This is a genomic window from Faecalicatena contorta, assembly GCF_001404335.1.
Classification (GTDB): Bacteria; Bacillota; Clostridia; order Lachnospirales; family Lachnospiraceae; genus Faecalicatena; species Faecalicatena contortus_B.
On sequence record NZ_CYZU01000045.1, the window covers coordinates 16,536 to 36,940 of the forward strand.

Genomic DNA, 20,405 nt, shown 5'->3' on the forward strand with positions numbered 1-20,405 from the left:
AATCCTTCCTTTTCTCTATGGTTGTTTTTGAGTATAGCGGCAAAATATGTCGGGAATGTGATTGGTTCCTAAAAAAAGAGTAAAATGTGAAGGGAAATGTGAGCTAGAGACGGCTTGCCAGATGGGGCGGCCGGTGATATGCTTATATTTAGAACTTGGATGTAGTTGATGCATTAGGGCAGAAGGGCATTGAAAAGATGTATGAGCTGGCGGATATCTACCATAGTGATAATATTGAGGATGTAAGTGATCAGTTTATTGCGGCAGCGGGTATATTAAAGGGGACATTTGACAATGTGGGAGAATGCGGATATTCTATTCCATCTCATTGGGATATAGGTAAAGTATATAAACGTCTGATACTTGGGATTGCAAAGGAGAAGAAGGTATCTGTCATAGATGCATTATTTTTAGCGTACCATTCATTTGTAAGCGGGAAAATTGACGATTATAACAGTAGTTTTTACTATGAAAATCCCCAGAATATCCTTCAGGCGTTTCTGGACGGAAAGATCGAATAGCTGACTCCTTATTCTGCTGTTATGCCGCAGACTCGCTGAGTGAGTATGTACTAAATTACAAGACTATTAGGAAATGAGGATGATACAAATGAAAGACAAAGTTACAACACTGGCGGAGATTAAGGAGTATATTCAGGAGTTTTCAAACGCCCGGGGCTGGCGTAAAGACCAGAACGCTAAGGATCTTGTGATGGCTCTCACCGTTGAGGCAGCAGAACTTGCGGAAATATTTATGTGGCTTCATTCTGATGAAGCGGACAGTGTAAAGGAAGATTCCAGGGAATTTGAACATCTGCAGGAAGAGATTGCTGATGTCTTCTGGTATCTCTGCCGGATATGTAAACACTTTGACATCGATCTGGCACGGGCGGTGGAAGACAAGGCAAAAAAGAATGCAAAGAAATATCCGGCCGCGGAAAATAGAATTTCAGCTAATCCATAATCAAAGAGCAATATGCTCTCCCTTAACTTAGTTTTCTACAGTCTGAGGCAGGAGGCATCAGTCCCCTGCCTGTAATACCAAAATTCTGCTTAATAAATATTAGAGAAACGATGGCGCCGGAAATAGGTTGGCGTGCATCCCGTATACTTTCTAAACACCGAAGAAAAATGATTACTTGAGGAAAAGTTCAACTGGTAGGCCACATCTGTCACCGTATTCTTCGGATCCTTCAATAATATTTTGGCGGTATCAATCTTCAAAGAGATGATATATGAATGGGGCGTAATGCCAAGTTCTTCTTTAAATTTTGTTTTAAACCGTGACGACGATAAACCGCAGTTCTCAGCCAGCATATCTATGCTCAAATCCTCCATAAGATGGATGTGGATGTAATTAATTGCCTCCTGAATATCCGCACTGTAAAGGTCTTTTGTCAATTCAATATCAGCTGTACATATATTGTTCGCAACAAATTGCAGAAAAAAACTATACCCCAGTATCTGCTGTGATATTTCTTTCGATCCCAGCAGATGAAATGCCCGGTTAAGTACCTGCAGGTCTTTTGTGTTCGCCTTTTTGGTCCGATGCTTGTAATTGAGAAGCCGGCGGAACAGGTATTCACTGTATGGCGCTGTAAGGCCAAGAAAGTTCTGCGATGCGGACATGTCAAACTGAAACCAGATAAATTCACATACGTCCTGGGAGTTCTCGCCGCTTCCGTGATTTTCGTATGGATAGGTCATGAAAATATCATTGCCGTACAGCATATATCTTTTGCCGTCTGCCATGTACTGCTGTTTGCCATTCATAATAACTACAAATTCCATATTACAGTGGTAGTGCATGTCCAGTTTGGCGCTGGCAGCCTGAAAATGCGCATGCCCAATCATATGGAGCGCTGGTATATTCAGCTGTTCTCTCGTAAGGACTTTACATTCGTCTGTCCAGATCGGTACGTTGTCAGGAATATGAAGCACGATGTCCACCTCCTCTTAAGTATATTTGGAATCATTTGCCCTAATAGTTATGAATCTATTTACGTCCGAATTATATATATAAGAATATCACCGGTTCTGCAATCTGACAAGTCCACTTGGTTCCCATGTATAAAATAGTACTATGGATTATTTTTAATGAACTGCTGAAATGCAGAAGGTATAATAGGATAAAAATAGTTGTTAAGGAGATTATGCGATGACTTCAAGAGAGCTTGTATACAGGACACTGGAATTTCGGAACACGGATGGACGGGTTCCCAGACAGATGTGGCTGCTGCCATGGGCAGAAATGAATTATGGATCAATGGTGGATAAGATCAGGAGGGAATATGAGGACGATATTGTCACGGCGCCCTGTATTCTGCAGAAGAAGACGATTGCAAAAGGAGAGCCGTATAAAATAGGCGAGTACACAGACGAATGGGGCTGCAGGTTCAATAATATCCATGAAGGGATCATCGGGGAGGTAAAAGCGCCTCTGGTCCGTGATGAAGAATGGGAGGATGCTGACCAGGTACATATCCCTTTGGAGTGGCTGGAGTTTGATACGGAAGCGGTGAATGAATTCTGCCGCAATACGGATAAATTCGTACTTTCAGGGTGCTGCCCCAGGCCTTTTGAGCAGCTGCAGTTCATTCGTACAACGGAAGAACTGTACATGGACCTGATGGATCCTCCTGCGAATATGCTGGATTTTTTGCAGAAAATGCACAGTTTTTATTGTGAACTGGTAGAAAAATGGGCAAAGACAGACATTGATGCAATCTCATTTATGGACGACTGGGGAAGCCAGCAGAGTCTGCTGATTAATCCGAAGTTGTGGGACAAAATTTTCCGTCCAATGTATAGAGACTATATCGCAATTGCCAAAAAATATGGAAAGAAAACATTTATGCATTCCGATGGCAATACGCTGGATATTTATCCCAGAATGATTGAACTGGGGCTTGATGCATTTAATACACAGATATTCTGTATCGGTCTGGAACAGCTGGAAAAATATAAGGGAAAGATTACATTCTGGGGAGAGATTGACAGACAGCATCTTCTGCCCGACGGCAGCACAGAGGATATAGAAAATGCGGTCAAAGCAGTATACGAAAGGCTATGGTCAGACGGCGGGTGTATCGCACAGTGTGAATTCGGTCCGGGAGCAAAACCGGATAATGTGTACACGGTGTTCAGAACATGGGATGAAGTAAAACGGTGAAGAGGTTGTGTACCGAAGCAGTATAAACAGGCGTGTCAGAAGTCATGGATTTCTGACATGCCCATTTATTTATAAATGTTCGGATTTCTCTCTTTTCGCTCCGTTTTCTATTCTATAAAATAAAGGAAGAGGATATATTTGTTTTTCAAATCCTGAGAGCATACCGCAGTTCATGGCCTTAGGAATAAAACTACTATACCAGTACATCGTAAAATAACTGGCAGCTTATGCAGGAAACGGAGAAGCGGAGATATGAAGAAAAAGCAGAATTTTCAGTGGAACAAAATGACAATGGGCGTGTGCTATTATCCCGAGCACTGGGATAAAGCGCTGTGGGAAGCGGATTTGACACGGATGCTGGATATCGGAATTACAGTGATTCGTATTGCGGAGTTTGCGTGGAATAAATTTGAACCGGAGGAAGGCAGCTTTACGTTTTCATTTTTTGATGATTTTTTAGAGCTGTGCCTGCAGAAGGGAATGAAAGTCATATTCGGAACCCCCACAGCAACGCCGCCGGCATGGCTGACGGAAAAATATCCGGAAGTGCTGAACAGCAGTATGGAGGGCGTTTTGTACCGCCATGGCGGCAGAAGGCATTATAATTATAATGCGCCGGTGTACAGGAAACTGTCAGCAAGAGTGGTAACGGAAATTGCCGCACATTATGGCGGGCATCCGGCGATTGTGGGATGGCAGATTGACAATGAGCTGAACTGTGAGGTTTCCGAATTCTATTCCGATGCGGATTCTGAGGCATTCCGCGTATTTCTGAAGGAGAAATATAAGACGCTGGATGCTTTGAATGAAGCATGGGGAACTGTATTCTGGAATCAGACCTATACACAATGGGAACAGATTTATGTGCCGCGGCCGACACTGAGCAGGGCCGTGAACCCACATATGCATCTGGATTATTACCGGTTTATTTCCTACAGTACACTTTCCTACTGCAGCATGCAGGCGGAGATCATCCGTAAGTATAAAAAACCGGAAGATTTTGTGATGACGAACGGAATGTTCGACCATGTGGATAACCATCGGATGATGGAAGAATGCCTGGATGTATATATGTATGATTCGTACCCCAGTTTTGCCTATGGATTGGACCGGGAACCTCTGAAATCACAGGATCTGAATGACAGGAAGTGGTCGAAGCATCTGGCAGAAGTGCGGTCAATCTGCCCGCATTTTGGAATCATGGAGCAGCAGGCTGGGGCCAACGGCTGGACAACCAGAATGGAAGGGCCGGCTCCGCGTCCGGGGCAGCTGACGCTCTGGGCAATGCAGAGTGTGGCACATGGTGCGGATTTTATATCATTTTTTCGTTGGCGTACCTGCACGTTTGGAACCGAAATGTATTGGCACGGAATCTTAGATCATGATAACAGAGATAATCGGAAGCTGGCGGAAGTGGAGGACTTTTATCAAAAACTTCGGACACTGGAATCTCTGTGCGGAGCGGACTATGCGGCGGTTTTTGCAGTCTTAAAAGATTTCGATAATGTACTGGATGCAGAAGTGGATGCATGGCATCAAAGAATTAGTAAGTATAGTGAGAATGAGATTTTTGCTGCGGCGGAAAAGTCCCATACCCCTTATGATGTGGTTTATCTGCAGCGCGGCAGCGAACTGGATGAGTTGAAAAGGTATCCGGTTCTATTCTATCCGCATCCGGTTATCGTGAATAAGGAGCGCATGGAATTACTGAAGCTTTATGTGGAACAGGGCGGCACGCTGATTATTGGCTGCATGGCCGGATATAAGGATATGAACGGAAAATGTGTGATGCAGCCGTTGCCGGGGCTTATGGCGGAATTGACCGGTTCTGATGTAAAAGAATATACCTTTACAAGTCCAGCAGAGGATCCGGTATATGCAGATTGGAATGGGCGTGAGATGGAAATGCCGGTTTTCAATGATATCATGGAACCTGCCGGCGGGGAGGTGCTTGCTGTTTATAAAAACAGCTATTATGCGGGGAAAGCGGCTTTCGTTGAACATCATGTGGGAAGCGGAAAAGTATTGCACCTTGGAAGTGCATTTTCACGGGGAAATGTAAAAATGCTGCTGGAATATACGAATGTCTTGGAACCATTTGCGGAACTGATAAACGCAGGGGATGATGTGGAGATTATCATGCGCAGGAAGGATGGCAGAAGCTTCCTGTTTGTTTTGAACTTTTGCGCAGGGGGAGCTGTGGTTGAACTAAAGCATAAGATGCCGCTATTGTATACGGGAGAATGGCAGGAGGGAAGGCAGGTTATTCCGGCTTTTGGGACGGCGGTTTATGAGGTGGTGTAGGGGGGGGCATTGCGCCCCAGGCCTCAGCGCAGCCCAATGGAGCGCAAATATGAATATATACGGAAAAAGTTTGAAGATTCATAAAGCTTTTTACAGTTTACACGTATTCCATATGCGGGACAGAACAAAAGCCGCCTGTTCAAATGTATACCGGTTCTGAATATTGTCAGTAGGGAGAGCTGCGCCAATCAGGCGCGGCTTTTCCTGCTTTTTTCGATATTCTTTTACACTGCACCCAAGGTTTTTCATGAACATCTGATTGAGGTACCTGCTGCTGGAGAATCCTGTCTCAAGGCAGACGTCCAGTATTGGCAGATCGGACTTGGAGATCAACTGGAAGGCGTGCTCGAACCGGATATTATTCAGATATTCCTGAAAGGAAATCCCCAGCATCTGCGTGATGAAATGCGAAGCATGATAGGTGGTGATATTCTCAAGGGCGGCGATATCCTGCAGAGCAATATGTTCCATGTAGTGTTCTGAGATGTAGTCTGTAATCCGGTTCAGGCGTCTGGAGTTGTTTTTTGCGGTGGCGGATTCTTTTTCACTCGCAATTGTATAATTCGTGCTTGTCAGCAGCTGGTAAATGGCGTCCAGAAGCAGGCTGGAGCACTTGATGGCATTGTGGGCGGAAGAAGAAAAGCAGGAAGCGGCACAGGAAAGTAAAGTCTGGTACAGAGCGTCATGCAGTTCACCGCTTCGAATAATATTGCTATCAAAACGAAGGAAACCGAGCTGATAATCAATTCTGCGGTAAAAGTCGGGATGAATCTGAAACGCCAGTATTTGGTTCTGGCTGCCATTATTATAAAAAGAATGTATCTGATACCTGTTGATAATATAGATATCCCCGGCGTGCAGTTCATGCTGTTTAAACTCTGTGAAGAGCGTAAGGCTTCCGTCCAGAAGAATGCCGATTTCCAGGTCTCCGTGCCCGTGGGGACTGCGGGCGGTCATTTCTACCAGAAAGATTTCCAGATAGTTCATCGTTGTATGCTGTACAATTTCAAATTCTTCTTTTTTTACCATGTCTTGATTCTCCCTGAAATACACTTTATTCCTGCGGGCTATGCGTAACATCGCAGAAACGTCTGAACTGGTTGCGGTGAGGGTCCGATACCCCGCTGCTCACTGCGTGAGCTCTGGCTTTATGATACACTACGTGAAAACAATAAACAACAAAAAAACCGCAACATAGTCATTTTCCTGCCTGCTGTTTCTGATATAACTAAGATACAGCAGTTAAGGGCGTGCGGTTTTCCCGTAAAAAGCGCTAATAATAGCGCTAAAGCCAATTTTTTATGAAAGCGAGGAAAAATTATTATGACAAAATTCAAATTTTCAGTCGGTCCCTGGAATGTACATACAGGAGCAGATTCTTATGGCCCGGCAACAAGAAGGGACATTCCGACAGAGGAGAAGTACAAAAGGTTTGCAGAACTGGGGTTTTCCGCAGTGCAGTTCCACGATGACGATGCAGTGCCGAACATCAATGATTACACGGAAGAGGAAATCAAAGAGAAGGCGCGCGAACTGAAGAAAACACTGGACAAATACGATCTGAAGGCAGAATTTGTCGCTCCGCGCCTCTGGATGGATGATCACACGCAGGACGGCGGATTCATGAGCACATCTGAAAAAGACAGAGAGTATGCGATGTGGAGGGCTTACCGCTCGATAGATATCGCCAACGAACTTGGCTGTGATATGATTGTGCTCTGGCTTGCAAGAGAGGGAACGCTGTGTGCAGAGTCAAAATCTCCGGTCTGGGCAACAAAGATGCTGGTGGAGGCAATTAATAAGATGCTGGAATATGACCCGAAGATCCGTGTCTGCATCGAGCCGAAGCCAAATGAGCCGATTGACAGAAGCATCTGCGGAACAATGGGACATGTCATGGCTGTTTCTGCGGCTACGATAGATCCGGCTCGTGTAGGCGGTAATCTGGAGAGTGCACACGCAATTCTGGCAGGGCTGGATCCGGCCAATGAGATTGGATTTGCGATGGCAATGGGAAAACTGATGACCGTGCATCTGAATGACCAGAACGGAATCCGTTATGACCAGGACAAATCATTTGGCGTCGAGAATCTGCGCGCTGCATTCAATCAGGTCAAGGTCCTGAAGGAAAATGGTTATGGGGAGAACGGAGAGTATGTCGGTCTCGATGTCAAGGCGATGAGGACGACAAAGGATGAGGACAGCTATAAGCATCTGGAAAATAGCCTGAAGATATTTAAGGCTCTGGAAGAAAAGGTGGATAAGTTCGATTATGATTTCCAGAAAAAATGTGTTGATAACAGAGATTTTGAGGCGCTGGAAATGTATGTGATGAATCTTCTGATGGGAATCTAATAAGTCTTGACACAAAAAACAGGGAGATCAAAAGGTCTCTCATTTTCCGTATTAGAAAAAGAAAGACAGGAGGCAGCTATGAAGAAAAAAGTAATCGCAGCCGGACATATTTGTCTGGATATCACGCCGGTATTCCCTGATAAAAAGGTAAAGCAGTTAAGCGAGACACTCTCTCCGGGCAGTCTGATACAGATGGGGCAGGCGGACGTACACACTGGCGGGGCCGTAGTCAACACCGGACTGGCAATGAAGATACTCGGTGCGGATGTTACTTTGATGGGGAAGATCGGAAAAGATGCATTTGGCGATATGGTATATAATATTTTAAAGAAATATGATGCAGAGGCGGGAATGATTTTATCAGACAAGGAATCTACATCCTATACGGTAATCCTGGCAGTTCCGGGAATTGACCGCATCTTTCTTCATAATTCAGGAGCAAACCATTCCTTCCGGGCATCGGACATTCCTCAGAAAGCTTTAGAGGAAGCGGCGTTGTTTCATTTTGGTTATCCTCCGCTGATGAGATCTATGTATGAAAATGACGGAGCGGAATTGGTGGAAATAATGAAACGTGCAAAAGCGGCGGGTGCAGCAACTTCACTTGATATGGCGGCTGTAGATCCTGATGCGCAAGCCGGCAGGGCTGACTGGGAGAAGATTCTGGAATGTGTCATGCCTTTTGTGGACTTTTTTGTGCCCAGCGTGGAAGAACTTTGTTTTATGCTGGATAAGAAACGTTACGAACAATGGCAGGAAAGGGCTTCGGGGAAGGACATCACAGAGGTCCTGGACATCGAAAAAGATATAAAGCCCCTGGGAAGACAATGCATGGAATTCGGCGCCAAAGTCCTTCTGATCAAATGCGGTGCGCCCGGGATGTATTATAAAACCGCGGGCCGGAGGGCACTCATGAATATAGGAAACAGAGTGGGGCTGGATTTAAACAGCTGGGCAGACAAAGAAGGGTTTGAAAAGAGTTATGTGCCGGAGCGTATCCTTTCCGGTACCGGAGCCGGGGATACGAGCATCGCTGCATTTTTGACTGCCATGCTGGAAGGATATCCTCTGGAGAAAACACTGCAGCTGTCGGCGGCAACCGGTGCTTCCTGCGTGGCGGCCTATGATGCTTTGAGCGGACTGCAGACTTTTGAGGAACTGGAACAGAAAATAAATGCCGGATGGCACAAAATAGGGTCATAAAATGATCTAATAAAAATTAGGAGGCGGAATATGTTAGTAAATTTAAATGAAGTATTGATTCCTGCGAAAAAAAATCATTATGCAGTAGGACTTTTCAATGCGGTAAATCTGGAACTTGCAAGAGGAATTATAAGTGCAGCAGAAAGCACGGGATCACCTGTAATTATGGGTACTGCGGAAGTACTGTTCCCATACGGCCCGCTGGAGGAGGTGTCATATTACCTGATTCCTATGGCGAAAAAGGCAAATGTGCCGGTTGTCATCCATTTGGATCACGGCCTTCATAAGGAAACCTGCCTGAAAGCGCTTGAATTAGGGTTCTCTTCTATTATGTATGACTGCTCTACAGATCCCTATGAGGAGAATATAAGTAAAGTAAGAGAAATGGCAGATATCGCCCATTCTTACGGCGCTACAATCGAAGGGGAGCTCGGGCATGTGGGGGATAATGAAGGCTCTGCAGAAGGAAATTCTCATATGACAGATCCGAAGCAGTTTTATACGGAACCGAAGATGGCGAAGGATTATGTGGAAAAGACCAAAGTAGATGCATTGGCAATTGCGGTAGGAAATGCACATGGAGCTTACAAACTGCCGCCCAAATTAGATTTTGAGAGAATCAGGACTATTGCAAACACCGTGGATGTCCCTCTTGTACTGCATGGTGGCTCCGGCCTTACGGACTCTGATTTCAAACAGGCTGTTTCGGAGGGCATCAGCAAGGTGAATATTTTTACGGATATCAATATCGCTGCGGTAGAGGCTGAGTTTAAAAAATTCAGTGATATGAATAAAGGGATTATTGACCTGATTCCTGCAGCCGTGGAGGCGGTTAAGCAGGAATCAATGAAAAAGATGAAGCTGTTTGGCAGTGAAAGGAAAGCCGCGAATACATGTTATAACGAGAAAATGGACGTGGACCGTCTGGTACAGGCTGTTGTTGAGGAGGTAAAACGGAGTTTAGTCGACAGGACTAAAGCCTGCCGACTAAATACCGATTTTATGGAGCTTTAGGGCGATTTGCAGAATAAGCCGGTTTTCGGATTTGTCAATATCGAAATCTAACAGCGAGTTCAGCTTGTTTATTCTTTTATAAAGAGTATTGCGGTGTATATAAAGCCTGTCGGAGGTTTGGGAAATGCTGAAATCGCAGTCAACCAGCATTTCAAGAGTTTTAAGAAGCACAGTATTATTTTCAAGGTCATATTTTTGGATGCGTTCTATTGTATTTTTATAAATTTTAGATAAGGTTGGATGGCCTGAAATTTCATATAGCAGGTGGTAAATCATGAAGTTTTCATAGAAGTATATGCCGTCCTGCTGTGCATGGAGTTTTTTACCTATTTTTAAGGCGAACAGGGCCTCCTCATACGCAAAATTCAAATGTTTCAGCGTGTGGCAAGTTTTGCCGACGCCAACTGAAAAGTGCTCTGCCGGGAACCTTTTTTTGAGATCACCCACGAGCTTTTGGAAGCAAGGTTCATATATTTTTTGTATATTCTGAGAATTCTTCGGCTCAAAGATTAAAATGATTTGATATCCATGCTTTTGGCAAATGTAATGGAAGGTATATATTTGCAGAGAGGATATGATTTTTTCCTTAAAAATGTGAAATTCTCCAGATGTTTTAATTGTTGTGTCAATGACGCAGACAAAGCGGGAGACCTGAAAATCTATATTCAGATAGGAAGCATCTTCTTTTAATCTGAGTTCATTTCCGGTGTATGCTCCATCCAGAATATTTAAGAAAAAGTCATCTGCGGATTTATAGTATCTTGCAGATTTGTTTAAGTTAGTCAATAAATATATACAGGCAGTTGGAAGAATTTCATTAATAAGGATTTCATTGATCGGAGTTAACGACTGTCCGTATCCCATACGTATGCAGAGAAAAGCCAACACTTCTGTCAGACTTTCTACTTTAAATATTGCATAGGAAGCCGTATCTGATGAAATCTCAAAAGGGCGGTCCGCTGCATATATCTGTGAGAGGCTTTCACGGATGCTTTTTTTCAGTAAGGCGTCGTCTACACGGTCAGTATTATTGATAAGGCTTAAATTATTTTCCCAGTATAAGAATATTTCCTGGTTCGTATAGTCTTCAATCAGCCTGATGAAAGAAGTGATGTTAATATGATGCTTTTTTAATAAGCTTAGTTCTTCGTGAAGTTTTCTGACTATATAGTACTGATAACTATCCTCGCCTTTTAATTTATTAAGAATGGGAAGCACCATACTGTTGTAGGTAAAGGCGAGAGGAATGCTGATAATGGGGAAATTGTGCTCATTTGCATAAGCGATTATTTTCTCAGGGAGACTGTCAATATATTTTCCGATTTTAATGCCCAGGGCAGCAGCTTTACGTGATATCAGGAGCTGAATCATATTTTCTATAGAAACTTCGTTTGTCATAAGAGAATAGCCGGTTGTAATAACGAAGTTATCTGGATTAATCCAATAGATACCGTCTGGTACTTCCATAATAACAACATCCGTTATCTCATTATCCAGCCCTCCAACTCCGGTCAGAAGCCGGAATTCTTTAAATACTTCCGCATTTAAATCAAATAAATCACGCACTTTCATACTTCCTGCACCTCCTTGAATATTATGATATTTAGAACATTTTATCAGGAATAAGCGAATAATTCAAATCTAAATCTGTTATGATGTATGATTTGTATATTTATATACTATATTTGTGTACACATTTACACCTTAGTTATAGTTTTGTTCATGATATAATAAACACATAATAAAAAGAAAAACAAAATAAAGAGAAAGGAGTTGCGAAAATGGGAGAAGTTATCCAAAAGGAAAGCGCCGCTCAAGAACGAATCCCTGATGAACAACGGCAAGGGTTATCAGGACCTCTTTTTGCGATGCTGGGTATGAATGTAGCGGTTTCTACACTTATGGTGGGAGGGGGATTAATTGAGAAACTAACGCTAAAAGAATCAATATTCGTCATTATTATAGGAAACTTAATATTGGTTACTATTTTTTACATTCAGGGTCTTATCGGAATGAGAGAGGGGCTGACTACCTATAAACTGACGGAGATGGCATTTGGAAAGTATGCAAACAAATTTCTAGTATCGGGGGCCATGTGTATTTCACTGTTCGGATGGTTTGGCATTCAGACAAGCCTGGCAGCTTTATCAATCCAAAAAATTTTTCCTCAGTTTAGTAACTACAAGTTAATCGTAATTATTGTTGGCGTATTAATGACAATTTTTGCTGCAAAGGGATTCCATTCAATTAAGTGGGTCAATTATATTTTAATACCTCCGATATTGATACTTGTTGTCTGGGGGCTGATAAAGACATCCAATACATATGGCCTTGCCAACATTTGGAGTTATGTTCCGAAAGAACATATGGGGATTATGAGCGGTTTAAATATGGTTGTCGGGCTTATCATGTGCGGAGCAATTATTTCGAGTGACTATACCAGATTTTGCAAGAAAAAGAAAAGCCATATTGCAATTATCAGTATAATTGGAATCGGGGGAATTTCAGCAATTCAAGAGACCGGAACGGCTATTATTGCAATGACTGCGCCGTCATATAATATTGTTGATGTTCTGTTTAATCTGGGATTTAACTGGGTTGCATTTGTGATCTTGATAGGCGCCGCCTGGTCAACCAACTTAACCGGCGCATATTCTGGCGGGCTGGCGCTGAATAATATTTTCCCGAAACAAAAAAGAAGTACGCTAACCTTTGTGGCGGGTATGATAGGGACGGTTCTTGCTATGTTAAATGTGATCCAATATTTTCAGAGTTTTCTTAATCTGATCAGCGTGATTTATGGTCCGATTGCGGGAATACTCTGGGTCGAATATTATCTTATACATAAAAAGGAATATGTAGTTGAAAGCAATTTTAATGTTGCAGGAATTGTGTGCTGTGTGATTGGGGCAGTGACATGCTATATCACTTCATTTGTCGTTGTGGTAGGAGTTTCTGCTGTCAACGGCCTTGTTATGGCAGGGGCGACTTATTACGGATACCGTGTCTGGGCAAAAGGAAAAGAGAGGGTTACAGAGCAGGAGCACAATGATCAAAAGAGTCATTCGTAACATCTGAATAATAAACTGGTTTAAGAGCAGGAAGGAGATTTGCTGTGCAGGATAAGAAAATCAAATTAGCCATGGTGCAGATGGGAGCGGCAGAGGGGAATGCGGAGTATAACATGAATAAAATCCGTTCCATTATCCGGGCCCAAAAGGGAAAGGGTACTGACATTATTTGTTTTCCGGAACTTTGTGTAAGAGGGTATGATTTTGAAAAAACAAGAACTGTGCCGATAGACGAGAAAGCATTTTTTGCTGATCTGGCGATAGAAAATGAATTGGCAATTGTTGCCGGGATTGCAGATAAACGAGAGGAACAGTATTTTGACACGGCGTGTTTTTGGGATGAAAATGGGAAAATGCTGCATTACTTTGACAAAATACATCTTTGGGGGGAGGAAAGGGAATTTTTTGAACCGGGTTCCGCAATAGAGGTCTTTACGTATAAGGGCTGGGAGATTGGCCTGCTCGTGTGCGGAGATCTGGGGTTCCCGGAACTGAGCAGGATACTGGCTGTGAAAGGCGCCCAGCTGCTTATTTATCCAAGTGCATGGCCGCATCCGTATCAGGAATTCTGGTCAACTATGCTTGCGTCAAGAGCGGCAGAAAACCAACTATATGTAGCGGGAGTGAATAGAGCAAAATATGAAAGTGAACGCTGCGGATTTTCAACAATTGTGGATCCATCGGGACGGGTCATGCGCTGCATTGGCAATGACGAGGATGGGATAATGGAAATAGAACTTACCAGGAGTACTGTAGAACAAAGGCGGGAAGAAATACCTTATCTTAAGTATAGGATGCCCGGGCTGTATGGCGATATCTGCAAAGTATTTTAAATGTCAGAATGAGAATTGCCCGGTGTGAGTGCCGGTTGTGTTTGGATTTACTATGAGAGAGTAGGTGTTATTATGAAAATAGGAGCAGTAACAATTGGACAATCTCCAAGAACTGACGTTATGGCGGACATGAAGGCGATTCTGGGAGAAGAGGTTGAAGTTTTAGAAGCAGGGGCACTGGACGGGATTTCAATGGAAGAAATCAAACAAATGGAACCGGCGAAGGGTGATTATGTGCTTGTTTCCCGCCTTCAAAACGGTGAATTTGCAAAATTTGGTGAAAGCTTCATTCTTAGCCGGCTGCAGGACTGTATTACCCGGCTGGAGCATAATGGGGCAGAACTGATTATGTTTTTATGTGCCGGTTCATTTCCGGATATTTTTCAGGCGAATGTGCCGTTGATTTATCCGTCCAAAATTCTGAATGGGATCGCAAAAGCAGTTAGTAAGCGGTCTAATATGATATTAATTACGCCTGATGCGCAACAGATACAGCAGGCATATGATCAATGGGGACCTATTATGGATCAGGTCGCTCCAATAGCTGCGAACCCTTATGGAAGCAGGGAAGAATTGGTCGAGGCAGCGCAAAAGGCAAAGGAAATTGATTCGGATTTAATCGTGATGGACTGTATTGGATATACGGAAGAGGCGAAGAAGCTTGTAAGAAAGATTTCAGGAAAGCCTGTGATTCTGTGCAGAACCATGCTGGCACGTGCTGTCAGTGAATGGTTAGACGCATAGGCGAAGGGGAACATTCTCGTGTTTAAGGAATAAAAAAGGATGGGATCTTATGTTTGAGGTCGGTTTAATCAGGGTGGTAACCTTAGAAAATGACGAAAAAATACAAAGCCACGGGAGGGTCATAGAAACATTCTTCCCGGGAATAAAGGTGGAAAGTAAATGTATTCAGGGATTTGAAAAAGGCCTGCCTACGAAACAGCTGGTCCAAAAAGCGCTGCCGCAGATTTTAGCACTCGCTAAGGGGTTTGCAAATAAAGATTTAGTTGTTGTCAGCTGTGCTGATGACCCGGGAGTAGATGAAATACGCCGGATGTTTCCGGAAAAACCGGTTCTTGGGGCAGGGGAATGTACGGCTGCATTGGCATCTTTGTATGGAAAAAAGATCGCGCTTTTGGGCGTAACATCTTATATTCCGAAAGCTTTTGGAAAGATGCTGGGGGACAAGATAATAGAGATGGCAATGCCGGACGGCGTACAGAATACATTGGACCTACGAAAAGAAGAAGGACGCAGAAATTGTTACAGAAAGGCTTTGGAATTGAAGGAAAAGGGGGCGGATATAATAGCATTGGCCTGCACGGGACTCGGCATGGACGGAATAGACCGCGAAATAGAAAGCCGTACAGGGATTCATGTCATAAATCCGGTGATGGCAGAGGGACTATTTATTTTTTATGAAAGTTTAAGGTGCAGGGGATAAAATATAGGGATGCCTGGGTTTGGGACACCTCTTGCCTGCTTCGGGCCATGTTCTTTTAAGAAAGAACATGGCCCAAATTTGTTGGAATGTAGAGGAGATCAGGGCGCTGAAGCAAATAAATTTAAAATACAGACAAGAAAGTGATGGGGAATTCCTTGTCAGATATTATGATTTGTTTTACAATGGTAAAATAGACAAAAAACACAGATAGAAACAGAGTGGAAGATATATCGGAGGAACGGCGATGCAGGTGACAATTAAGGATATTGCACGCGAGTGCGGCGTCTCGGTGGCAACGGTGTCTATGGCACTGTCTTCAAAGAAAACGAGGGTGTCGGAGAAGACAAAAGCAAAAGTAATCGAAGTTGCAAGAAAGTATAATTATCAGCCAAATAATGCAGCGGTAAGCCTTGTGAATAAAAAGAGTAAGCTGATAGGGATTGTTTTTAATGACTTGCGGAATACCCATATTTCATCGCTTTTCATGGAGATTAACAATGTGTTTGAAAAAAGAGGCTACTCTCTTGTCTGTCATATTATCGAAGATGACGGAGCGGTGGAGTGTGATCTGATTCGGAACGTGGGTGCGGGAAATATCAGTGCCTTGATCTGGGCGAAATCGCTTGAGAAATATACGGATGAAGAAAAAAAGAAACTGAATGATGCCATGCTGCAGTTAGATGTTCCGGTAATGACTATGGATAATTACGGATTTGCCTGTGAAGGGACGGATGTAGTGTTTGATTACCGTCAGGGCGGATATATTGCGACGAAGCATCTCATAGATTACGGACACAGAAGGATCGGTTGTGTGGCGGGGAAAAAGAACTATCAGGTAACACAGGAGCGTTTGGAAGGATATAAAATGGCGCTTGAGGAAGCTGGAATTTTTTACGATGAAGAACTGGTTGTCTATGGGGATTATACAATGAATAGCGGATACATGTTATTTCCCTATATTATGGGAAAAAAGGTGACGGCTATTTTCTCTATGAATGACGAGATGGCATTTGGTATTTATCGTGCGGCGAGAATGTACGGGGTTGGTATCCCAGAAGATGTTTCTGTGGTCGGTTTCGACAACGTTCCGTTTGCGGATGTGATGCAGGTGCCGCTGACAACAATAGGCATTCCGGTAGAGGAAATGGGAAAGTATATAGGAGAACGCACCATGGAGCTGATCGAGTGCACAGAAAAAAAGGGAAGGAATGTGAGAGAGTATAAACCACAACTTTTGCTTCGGGGCAGTACAAAGAAAATTTAAAATGGTTTTATGTAAGAGTCGGTGAAACCGGCTCTTTTATTCTGTAAAATAATACCATTTGTGTCTGTCTATTTTTAACAGTGTTGAAACGTTTAGACATATTTGTTGAAACGTTTAGACAAGTAATAATATACAAAATAAACAAAAATAAACCTAATTAATTTAATAAACATGATAAATATGATATAATTCTAACGTACAAAAAGGATTGGAAAAAATAAATGTTAAAACGTTTAGACAAGGAGGAGAGAACATTTTGGTGAGGCGTACAATTGTGGAACTAAAAAACATACGCAAAGAGTTTCCGGGTGTAGTCGCATTGGATCAGGTCAATATGAAGATACGCTCTTCCACAGTTCATGCACTGGTCGGTGAAAACGGAGCCGGCAAGTCAACACTGATGAAGATATTGTCGGGAACTTATACCGGTTATGGTGGAACAGTCTTTTGTGAAGGAACAGAGATTCATATGAAGTCAGAGAAGGATGCCTATGCACAAGGAATTTCTATTGTTGCACAGGAATTGAACTATGTACCTGAGCTGACGATATCAGAGAACTTGTTTTTAGGGAGAGAACAGAAAAAAGGAAAATTATTTTTGAACAAAAAGGAGAGAAAGAAGCAAACAAAGGAATTATTAAAAATAATGAACCTGGATTATGACCCCGATGAAAAAATGGGGAATCTGAATGTGGCTCAGTGTCAGATGATTGAAATTCTGAAAGCAATTTCGAGAAACAGTAAAGTCATTATAATGGATGAGCCGACATCATCTCTGACAAGTGCGGAGACCGGCATTCTTTTTAAGACAGTATGCAAACTGAAAGAGACTGGGATTGCATTCGTTTTTATCTCTCATAGGCTGGAAGAAGTCTTCGCACTCTGCGATGAATATACAGTTTTGCGCGACGGTAAGTGGATTGCATCGGGGGAAATAAAAGACACTACGGAAGAGCAGCTTATATCTATGATGGTAGGGAGGGATATCGAAGATATCTATCCCCCAATTTCAGAACATAAGGATCGAGTTGTGCTTGAAGTGAAGAATTTGACTAATGACGGGGTATTTCGAGACATTTCGTTCCGGGTTCATGAAGGAGAGATTTTCGGCCTTGCAGGTATGGTAGGCGCAGGGAGAAGTGAGATTGTTCAGACAATATTCGGATTGGATCATCTGGAAAAAGGAGAGATCCTGATGGAGGGAAAAGAGGTAAAGATACGCTCTGTCAAAAATGCAATACGGCATGGGATTGCAATGGTGACGGAGGACAGAAGGACTTACGGATTTGTGGGTGTGAGATCGATAGAAGACAATATCAAACTTCCGAATGGGGATTTGTTTGCGAGAATAGGTTTCTGGAATGTAAAGCAGGTAAAGAAAAAGGGAAATGCTATTTGTTCGAAACTTTCAGTGAAAGCTCCGGGTATGAGTACACTTGCAGAGAATTTAAGCGGCGGAAACCAGCAGAAGGTAGTATTGGCAAAATGGCTTGTGCGGGATATTAAGCTTCTTATTTTAGATGAGCCGACAAGAGGGATTGATGTAGGTGCAAAGGAAGAAATCTATTCCCTCATTACAGAGTTTGCGAGGCAGGGTATGGCAATTATACTCATCTCCTCTGATATGCCGGAAGTGCTTTCCATGAGCCATAGAGTAGGAGTGGTCGGTGACGGGAAATTGTTAAAAATTTTAGGGCGTGAGGATCTGGTTCAGGATAAAATTATGAAAATAATTGTGGAGGCGAAAGATGAAAAATAAGAAGAGATTATCATCGGGAGAGATATACAGAAAATACGGAATCGTACTTATCATGTTTTTTTTATTTATTGCATCGGCAGTCATTAATCATAACTTTTTAAAACCCCAGAATTTGATTAACATATTAAAACAGATTTCTGTTGTTACCATTATTGCCTGCGGCGAGACGATGCTTATCGTATCAGGCATGATTGACTTGTCAGCGGGATTTTTATGTACAACATCAGCGTGCATTTCGGCGGGAATCCTTGCAGGAACGGGAAATCTACCGCTGGCGATACTGGCGGGTATCGCAATCGGATGTCTTTGCGGCTGGGTGAACGGATTTTTAATTACCCACTATAAACTACAGCCGTTTATTGCGACTCTGGCTATGACCTATGTACTTCAGGGAATTGTTCAGATTTATACAAACGGGCAGACAATCGGAGGCGTGCAGAAAGCGAGACCATTGGGATATGGGGCAGTCCTCGGAATACCGGTTCCGGTTATCATTATGCTTGCTATGGTTGTAGTCATAGCGATATTGATGAAAAAGACAACATTCGGAACTTATATTTATGCTATCGGAGGAAGTGAGAAGGCGGCAATTGCCTCGGGCATTAATACGAAGCGCATAAAGAGGCTGATATTTACACTGAGCGGTGCACTGACAGGACTGGCAGGTGTAGTGCTGATGGCGCGTTTGATGGCGGGAATGCCTTCTGTGGGAGAAGGGTATGAGTTTGATGCTATTACTGCGGTGATTGTGGGCGGGACTAGCTTCTTAGGAGGAATCGGAACGGTAACAGGAGCTTTGATCGGTTCGGTCATCGTAGGATTGATCAACAACATATTGAATCTGCTGCATGTATCCACCCAGTATCAGTTGATTGTGAAGGGGGTGTTAATCGCAGTGGCAGTGATTATTGATATTAAGACAAAAGAAAATAAAAAAAGTAAATAAAAATTAAGGAGGAAAAAATAATGAAGAAAAAATTAGCAGTGATGGTGGCGGGAATTATGGCATGTGTGACGGTAATGACAGGATGCGGTACGGACAAGACAGGTGATACGGGCGAAACAGGTAAGAAAAGTGAAGGGTACTTAGTCGGATTTGCAAACAACAGTGATACGTACAATTATTGTGCAAAATTCAGAACGTATTTAAAAGAGATGACAGAGGCGAAAGGAATTGATATTACGGTCACAGATGCGGGTGGAGATACAAATGTACAGAACGGACAAATTGATGATTTTATTGTACAGAACGTAAATGTAGTTTCAGCTATCAGCAACGATCTGGACGGATCTATACCGGCTCTTGAGGCGGCGAAAAGTGCAGGACTTCCTTACATCTCATTTTTGACTACGGTTTCGGGCGGGGATGACTATGACGGATATATTTATGTTGGTTCTCCGAACTATGATGCGGGAAAAGCACAGGGTGAATACCTACGAGAGGTATTTCCGGAAGGAGCATCTATCTTATACTTCACAGGAGCACCAAACGACCAGCAGTATATTGACCGTAAACAGGGTCTGGAAGATGCTCTGAAAGGCAGTAATATTACAATTTTAGGTGAATATAACGTGGAAAACGCAAAAGATCTCGGAATGAGTACGGCGGATGACTGTCTGTTGTCATATGACAGTTTTGACGCAATTGTATGCCAGAATGACGATGCGGCATTGGGAGTTGTTGAGGCATTGAAATCTGCGGGAAAACAGGACAGCATTCAGGTGCTCGGTGTGGACGGAAGTGATGACGCACTGGAATCTATTAAAAACGGAGAAATGACGATGACTTCTCTGCAGGATGCAAAAGCACAGGCAGAAGCGGGTGCTCAGATTTTCGAGGACCTGAAAAACGGGACAGACCCGGCAGATATCGAGGATGTCAGCATTCCGTTTAAAATCGTCACAGCAGAAAATGTGGACGAGTATCTGAAATAATCCGATAAAGCAGTCCATTCAGAAAGACAGCGCAAGAAAGAAGGTAAAAGGA

At 43.1% G+C, this 20,405-nt stretch carries 18 protein-coding genes; 15 read left to right on the plus strand and 3 right to left on the minus strand.

Annotated elements, in window-relative coordinates:
• Positions 1-155 precede the first annotated feature (155 nt).
• Both ARB69_RS18705 and ARB69_RS18710 read left to right on the plus strand, forming a co-directional pair.
• On the plus strand, positions 156-521 hold the full coding sequence (locus ARB69_RS18705; RefSeq protein ID WP_207643120.1) for a hypothetical protein: 366 nt from the start codon (positions 156-158) through the stop codon (positions 519-521).
• 88 nt (positions 522-609) lie between these two features.
• Positions 610-963 (plus strand): nucleotide pyrophosphohydrolase, encoded by a 354-nt coding sequence (locus ARB69_RS18710; RefSeq protein WP_055154666.1) that lies wholly within the window; start codon positions 610-612, stop codon positions 961-963.
• 89 nt (positions 964-1,052) lie between these two features.
• Here the strand turns inward: ARB69_RS18710 and ARB69_RS18715 are convergent, their stop codons facing one another.
• The gene (locus ARB69_RS18715; protein ID WP_055154667.1) at positions 1,053-1,940 is read right to left on the minus strand and encodes an AraC family transcriptional regulator; all 888 of its coding nucleotides are present in this window, start codon (positions 1,938-1,940) and stop codon (positions 1,053-1,055) included.
• A 217-nt stretch (positions 1,941-2,157) separates the two neighbouring features.
• On the opposite strand from ARB69_RS18715, the gene ARB69_RS18720 reads away from it, so the two are divergent.
• Positions 2,158-3,171 carry a uroporphyrinogen decarboxylase family protein gene (locus tag ARB69_RS18720; RefSeq protein WP_055154668.1) on the plus strand — a complete coding sequence of 338 codons (1,014 nt, stop codon included), beginning with the start codon at positions 2,158-2,160 and terminating at the stop codon, positions 3,169-3,171.
• 252 nt (positions 3,172-3,423) lie between these two features.
• Positions 3,424-5,475, plus strand: a complete 2,052-nt coding sequence (locus tag ARB69_RS18725) for a beta-galactosidase (RefSeq protein WP_055154669.1) — start codon at positions 3,424-3,426, stop codon at positions 5,473-5,475.
• Between the two features lie 90 nt (positions 5,476-5,565).
• On the opposite strand, the gene ARB69_RS18730 is transcribed toward ARB69_RS18725, so the two are convergent.
• Entirely contained in the window at positions 5,566-6,504 is a 939-nt protein-coding gene (locus ARB69_RS18730) for an AraC family transcriptional regulator (protein WP_055154670.1), read from the minus strand.
• Between the two features lie 294 nt (positions 6,505-6,798).
• Between ARB69_RS18730 and ARB69_RS18735 the strand changes: the two genes are divergently transcribed.
• From ARB69_RS18735 to ARB69_RS18745, 3 genes are all read left to right on the plus strand, one after another.
• Entirely contained in the window at positions 6,799-7,830 is a 1,032-nt protein-coding gene (locus ARB69_RS18735) for a TIM barrel protein (protein ID WP_055154671.1), read from the plus strand.
• A 78-nt stretch (positions 7,831-7,908) separates the two neighbouring features.
• Positions 7,909-9,033, plus strand: coding sequence for a carbohydrate kinase family protein (locus ARB69_RS18740; RefSeq protein WP_055154672.1), 1,125 nt, complete (start codon positions 7,909-7,911; stop codon positions 9,031-9,033).
• A gap of 30 nt (positions 9,034-9,063) precedes the next feature.
• The gene (locus ARB69_RS18745; RefSeq protein ID WP_055154673.1) at positions 9,064-10,047 is read left to right on the plus strand and encodes a class II fructose-bisphosphate aldolase; all 984 of its coding nucleotides are present in this window, start codon (positions 9,064-9,066) and stop codon (positions 10,045-10,047) included.
• Here the strand turns inward: ARB69_RS18745 and ARB69_RS18750 are convergent.
• Entirely contained in the window at positions 10,021-11,619 is a 1,599-nt protein-coding gene (locus tag ARB69_RS18750) for a PucR family transcriptional regulator (protein WP_055154674.1), read from the minus strand. The two genes, ARB69_RS18745 and ARB69_RS18750, sit on opposite strands and share 27 nt — an antisense overlap.
• A gap of 209 nt (positions 11,620-11,828) precedes the next feature.
• Here ARB69_RS18750 and ARB69_RS18755 point away from each other — a divergent pair, with 209 nt between their 5' ends.
• The 8 genes from ARB69_RS18755 to ARB69_RS18795 all read left to right on the plus strand — a co-directional run bounded on the left by ARB69_RS18755 (position 11,829) and on the right by ARB69_RS18795 (position 20,353).
• Positions 11,829-13,118 carry a cytosine permease gene (locus tag ARB69_RS18755; RefSeq protein WP_050640303.1) on the plus strand — a complete coding sequence of 430 codons (1,290 nt, stop codon included), beginning with the start codon at positions 11,829-11,831 and terminating at the stop codon, positions 13,116-13,118.
• A gap of 44 nt (positions 13,119-13,162) precedes the next feature.
• Positions 13,163-13,951 (plus strand): carbon-nitrogen hydrolase family protein, encoded by a 789-nt coding sequence (locus tag ARB69_RS18760; protein ID WP_055154675.1) that lies wholly within the window; start codon positions 13,163-13,165, stop codon positions 13,949-13,951.
• A gap of 72 nt (positions 13,952-14,023) precedes the next feature.
• On the plus strand, positions 14,024-14,695 hold the full coding sequence (locus ARB69_RS18765; RefSeq protein WP_055154676.1) for an AroM family protein: 672 nt from the start codon (positions 14,024-14,026) through the stop codon (positions 14,693-14,695).
• 49 nt (positions 14,696-14,744) lie between these two features.
• On the plus strand, positions 14,745-15,395 hold the full coding sequence (locus ARB69_RS18770; protein ID WP_055154677.1) for an aspartate/glutamate racemase family protein: 651 nt from the start codon (positions 14,745-14,747) through the stop codon (positions 15,393-15,395).
• 244 nt (positions 15,396-15,639) lie between these two features.
• Positions 15,640-16,659: a LacI family DNA-binding transcriptional regulator gene (locus tag ARB69_RS18780; protein WP_055154679.1), complete on the plus strand. Its 1,020-nt coding sequence runs from the start codon at positions 15,640-15,642 to the stop codon at positions 16,657-16,659.
• 259 nt (positions 16,660-16,918) lie between these two features.
• Positions 16,919-18,418, plus strand: a complete 1,500-nt coding sequence (locus tag ARB69_RS18785; RefSeq protein ID WP_055154684.1) for a sugar ABC transporter ATP-binding protein — start codon at positions 16,919-16,921, stop codon at positions 18,416-18,418.
• Positions 18,408-19,364, plus strand: a complete 957-nt coding sequence (locus ARB69_RS18790; RefSeq protein WP_025656237.1) for an ABC transporter permease — start codon at positions 18,408-18,410, stop codon at positions 19,362-19,364. Before ARB69_RS18785 ends, ARB69_RS18790 begins: the two co-directional genes overlap by 11 nt.
• 20 nt (positions 19,365-19,384) lie before the next feature.
• Positions 19,385-20,353 (plus strand): sugar ABC transporter substrate-binding protein, encoded by a 969-nt coding sequence (locus tag ARB69_RS18795; RefSeq protein ID WP_055154680.1) that lies wholly within the window; start codon positions 19,385-19,387, stop codon positions 20,351-20,353.
• The last annotated feature ends 52 nt before the right edge of the window (positions 20,354-20,405 follow it).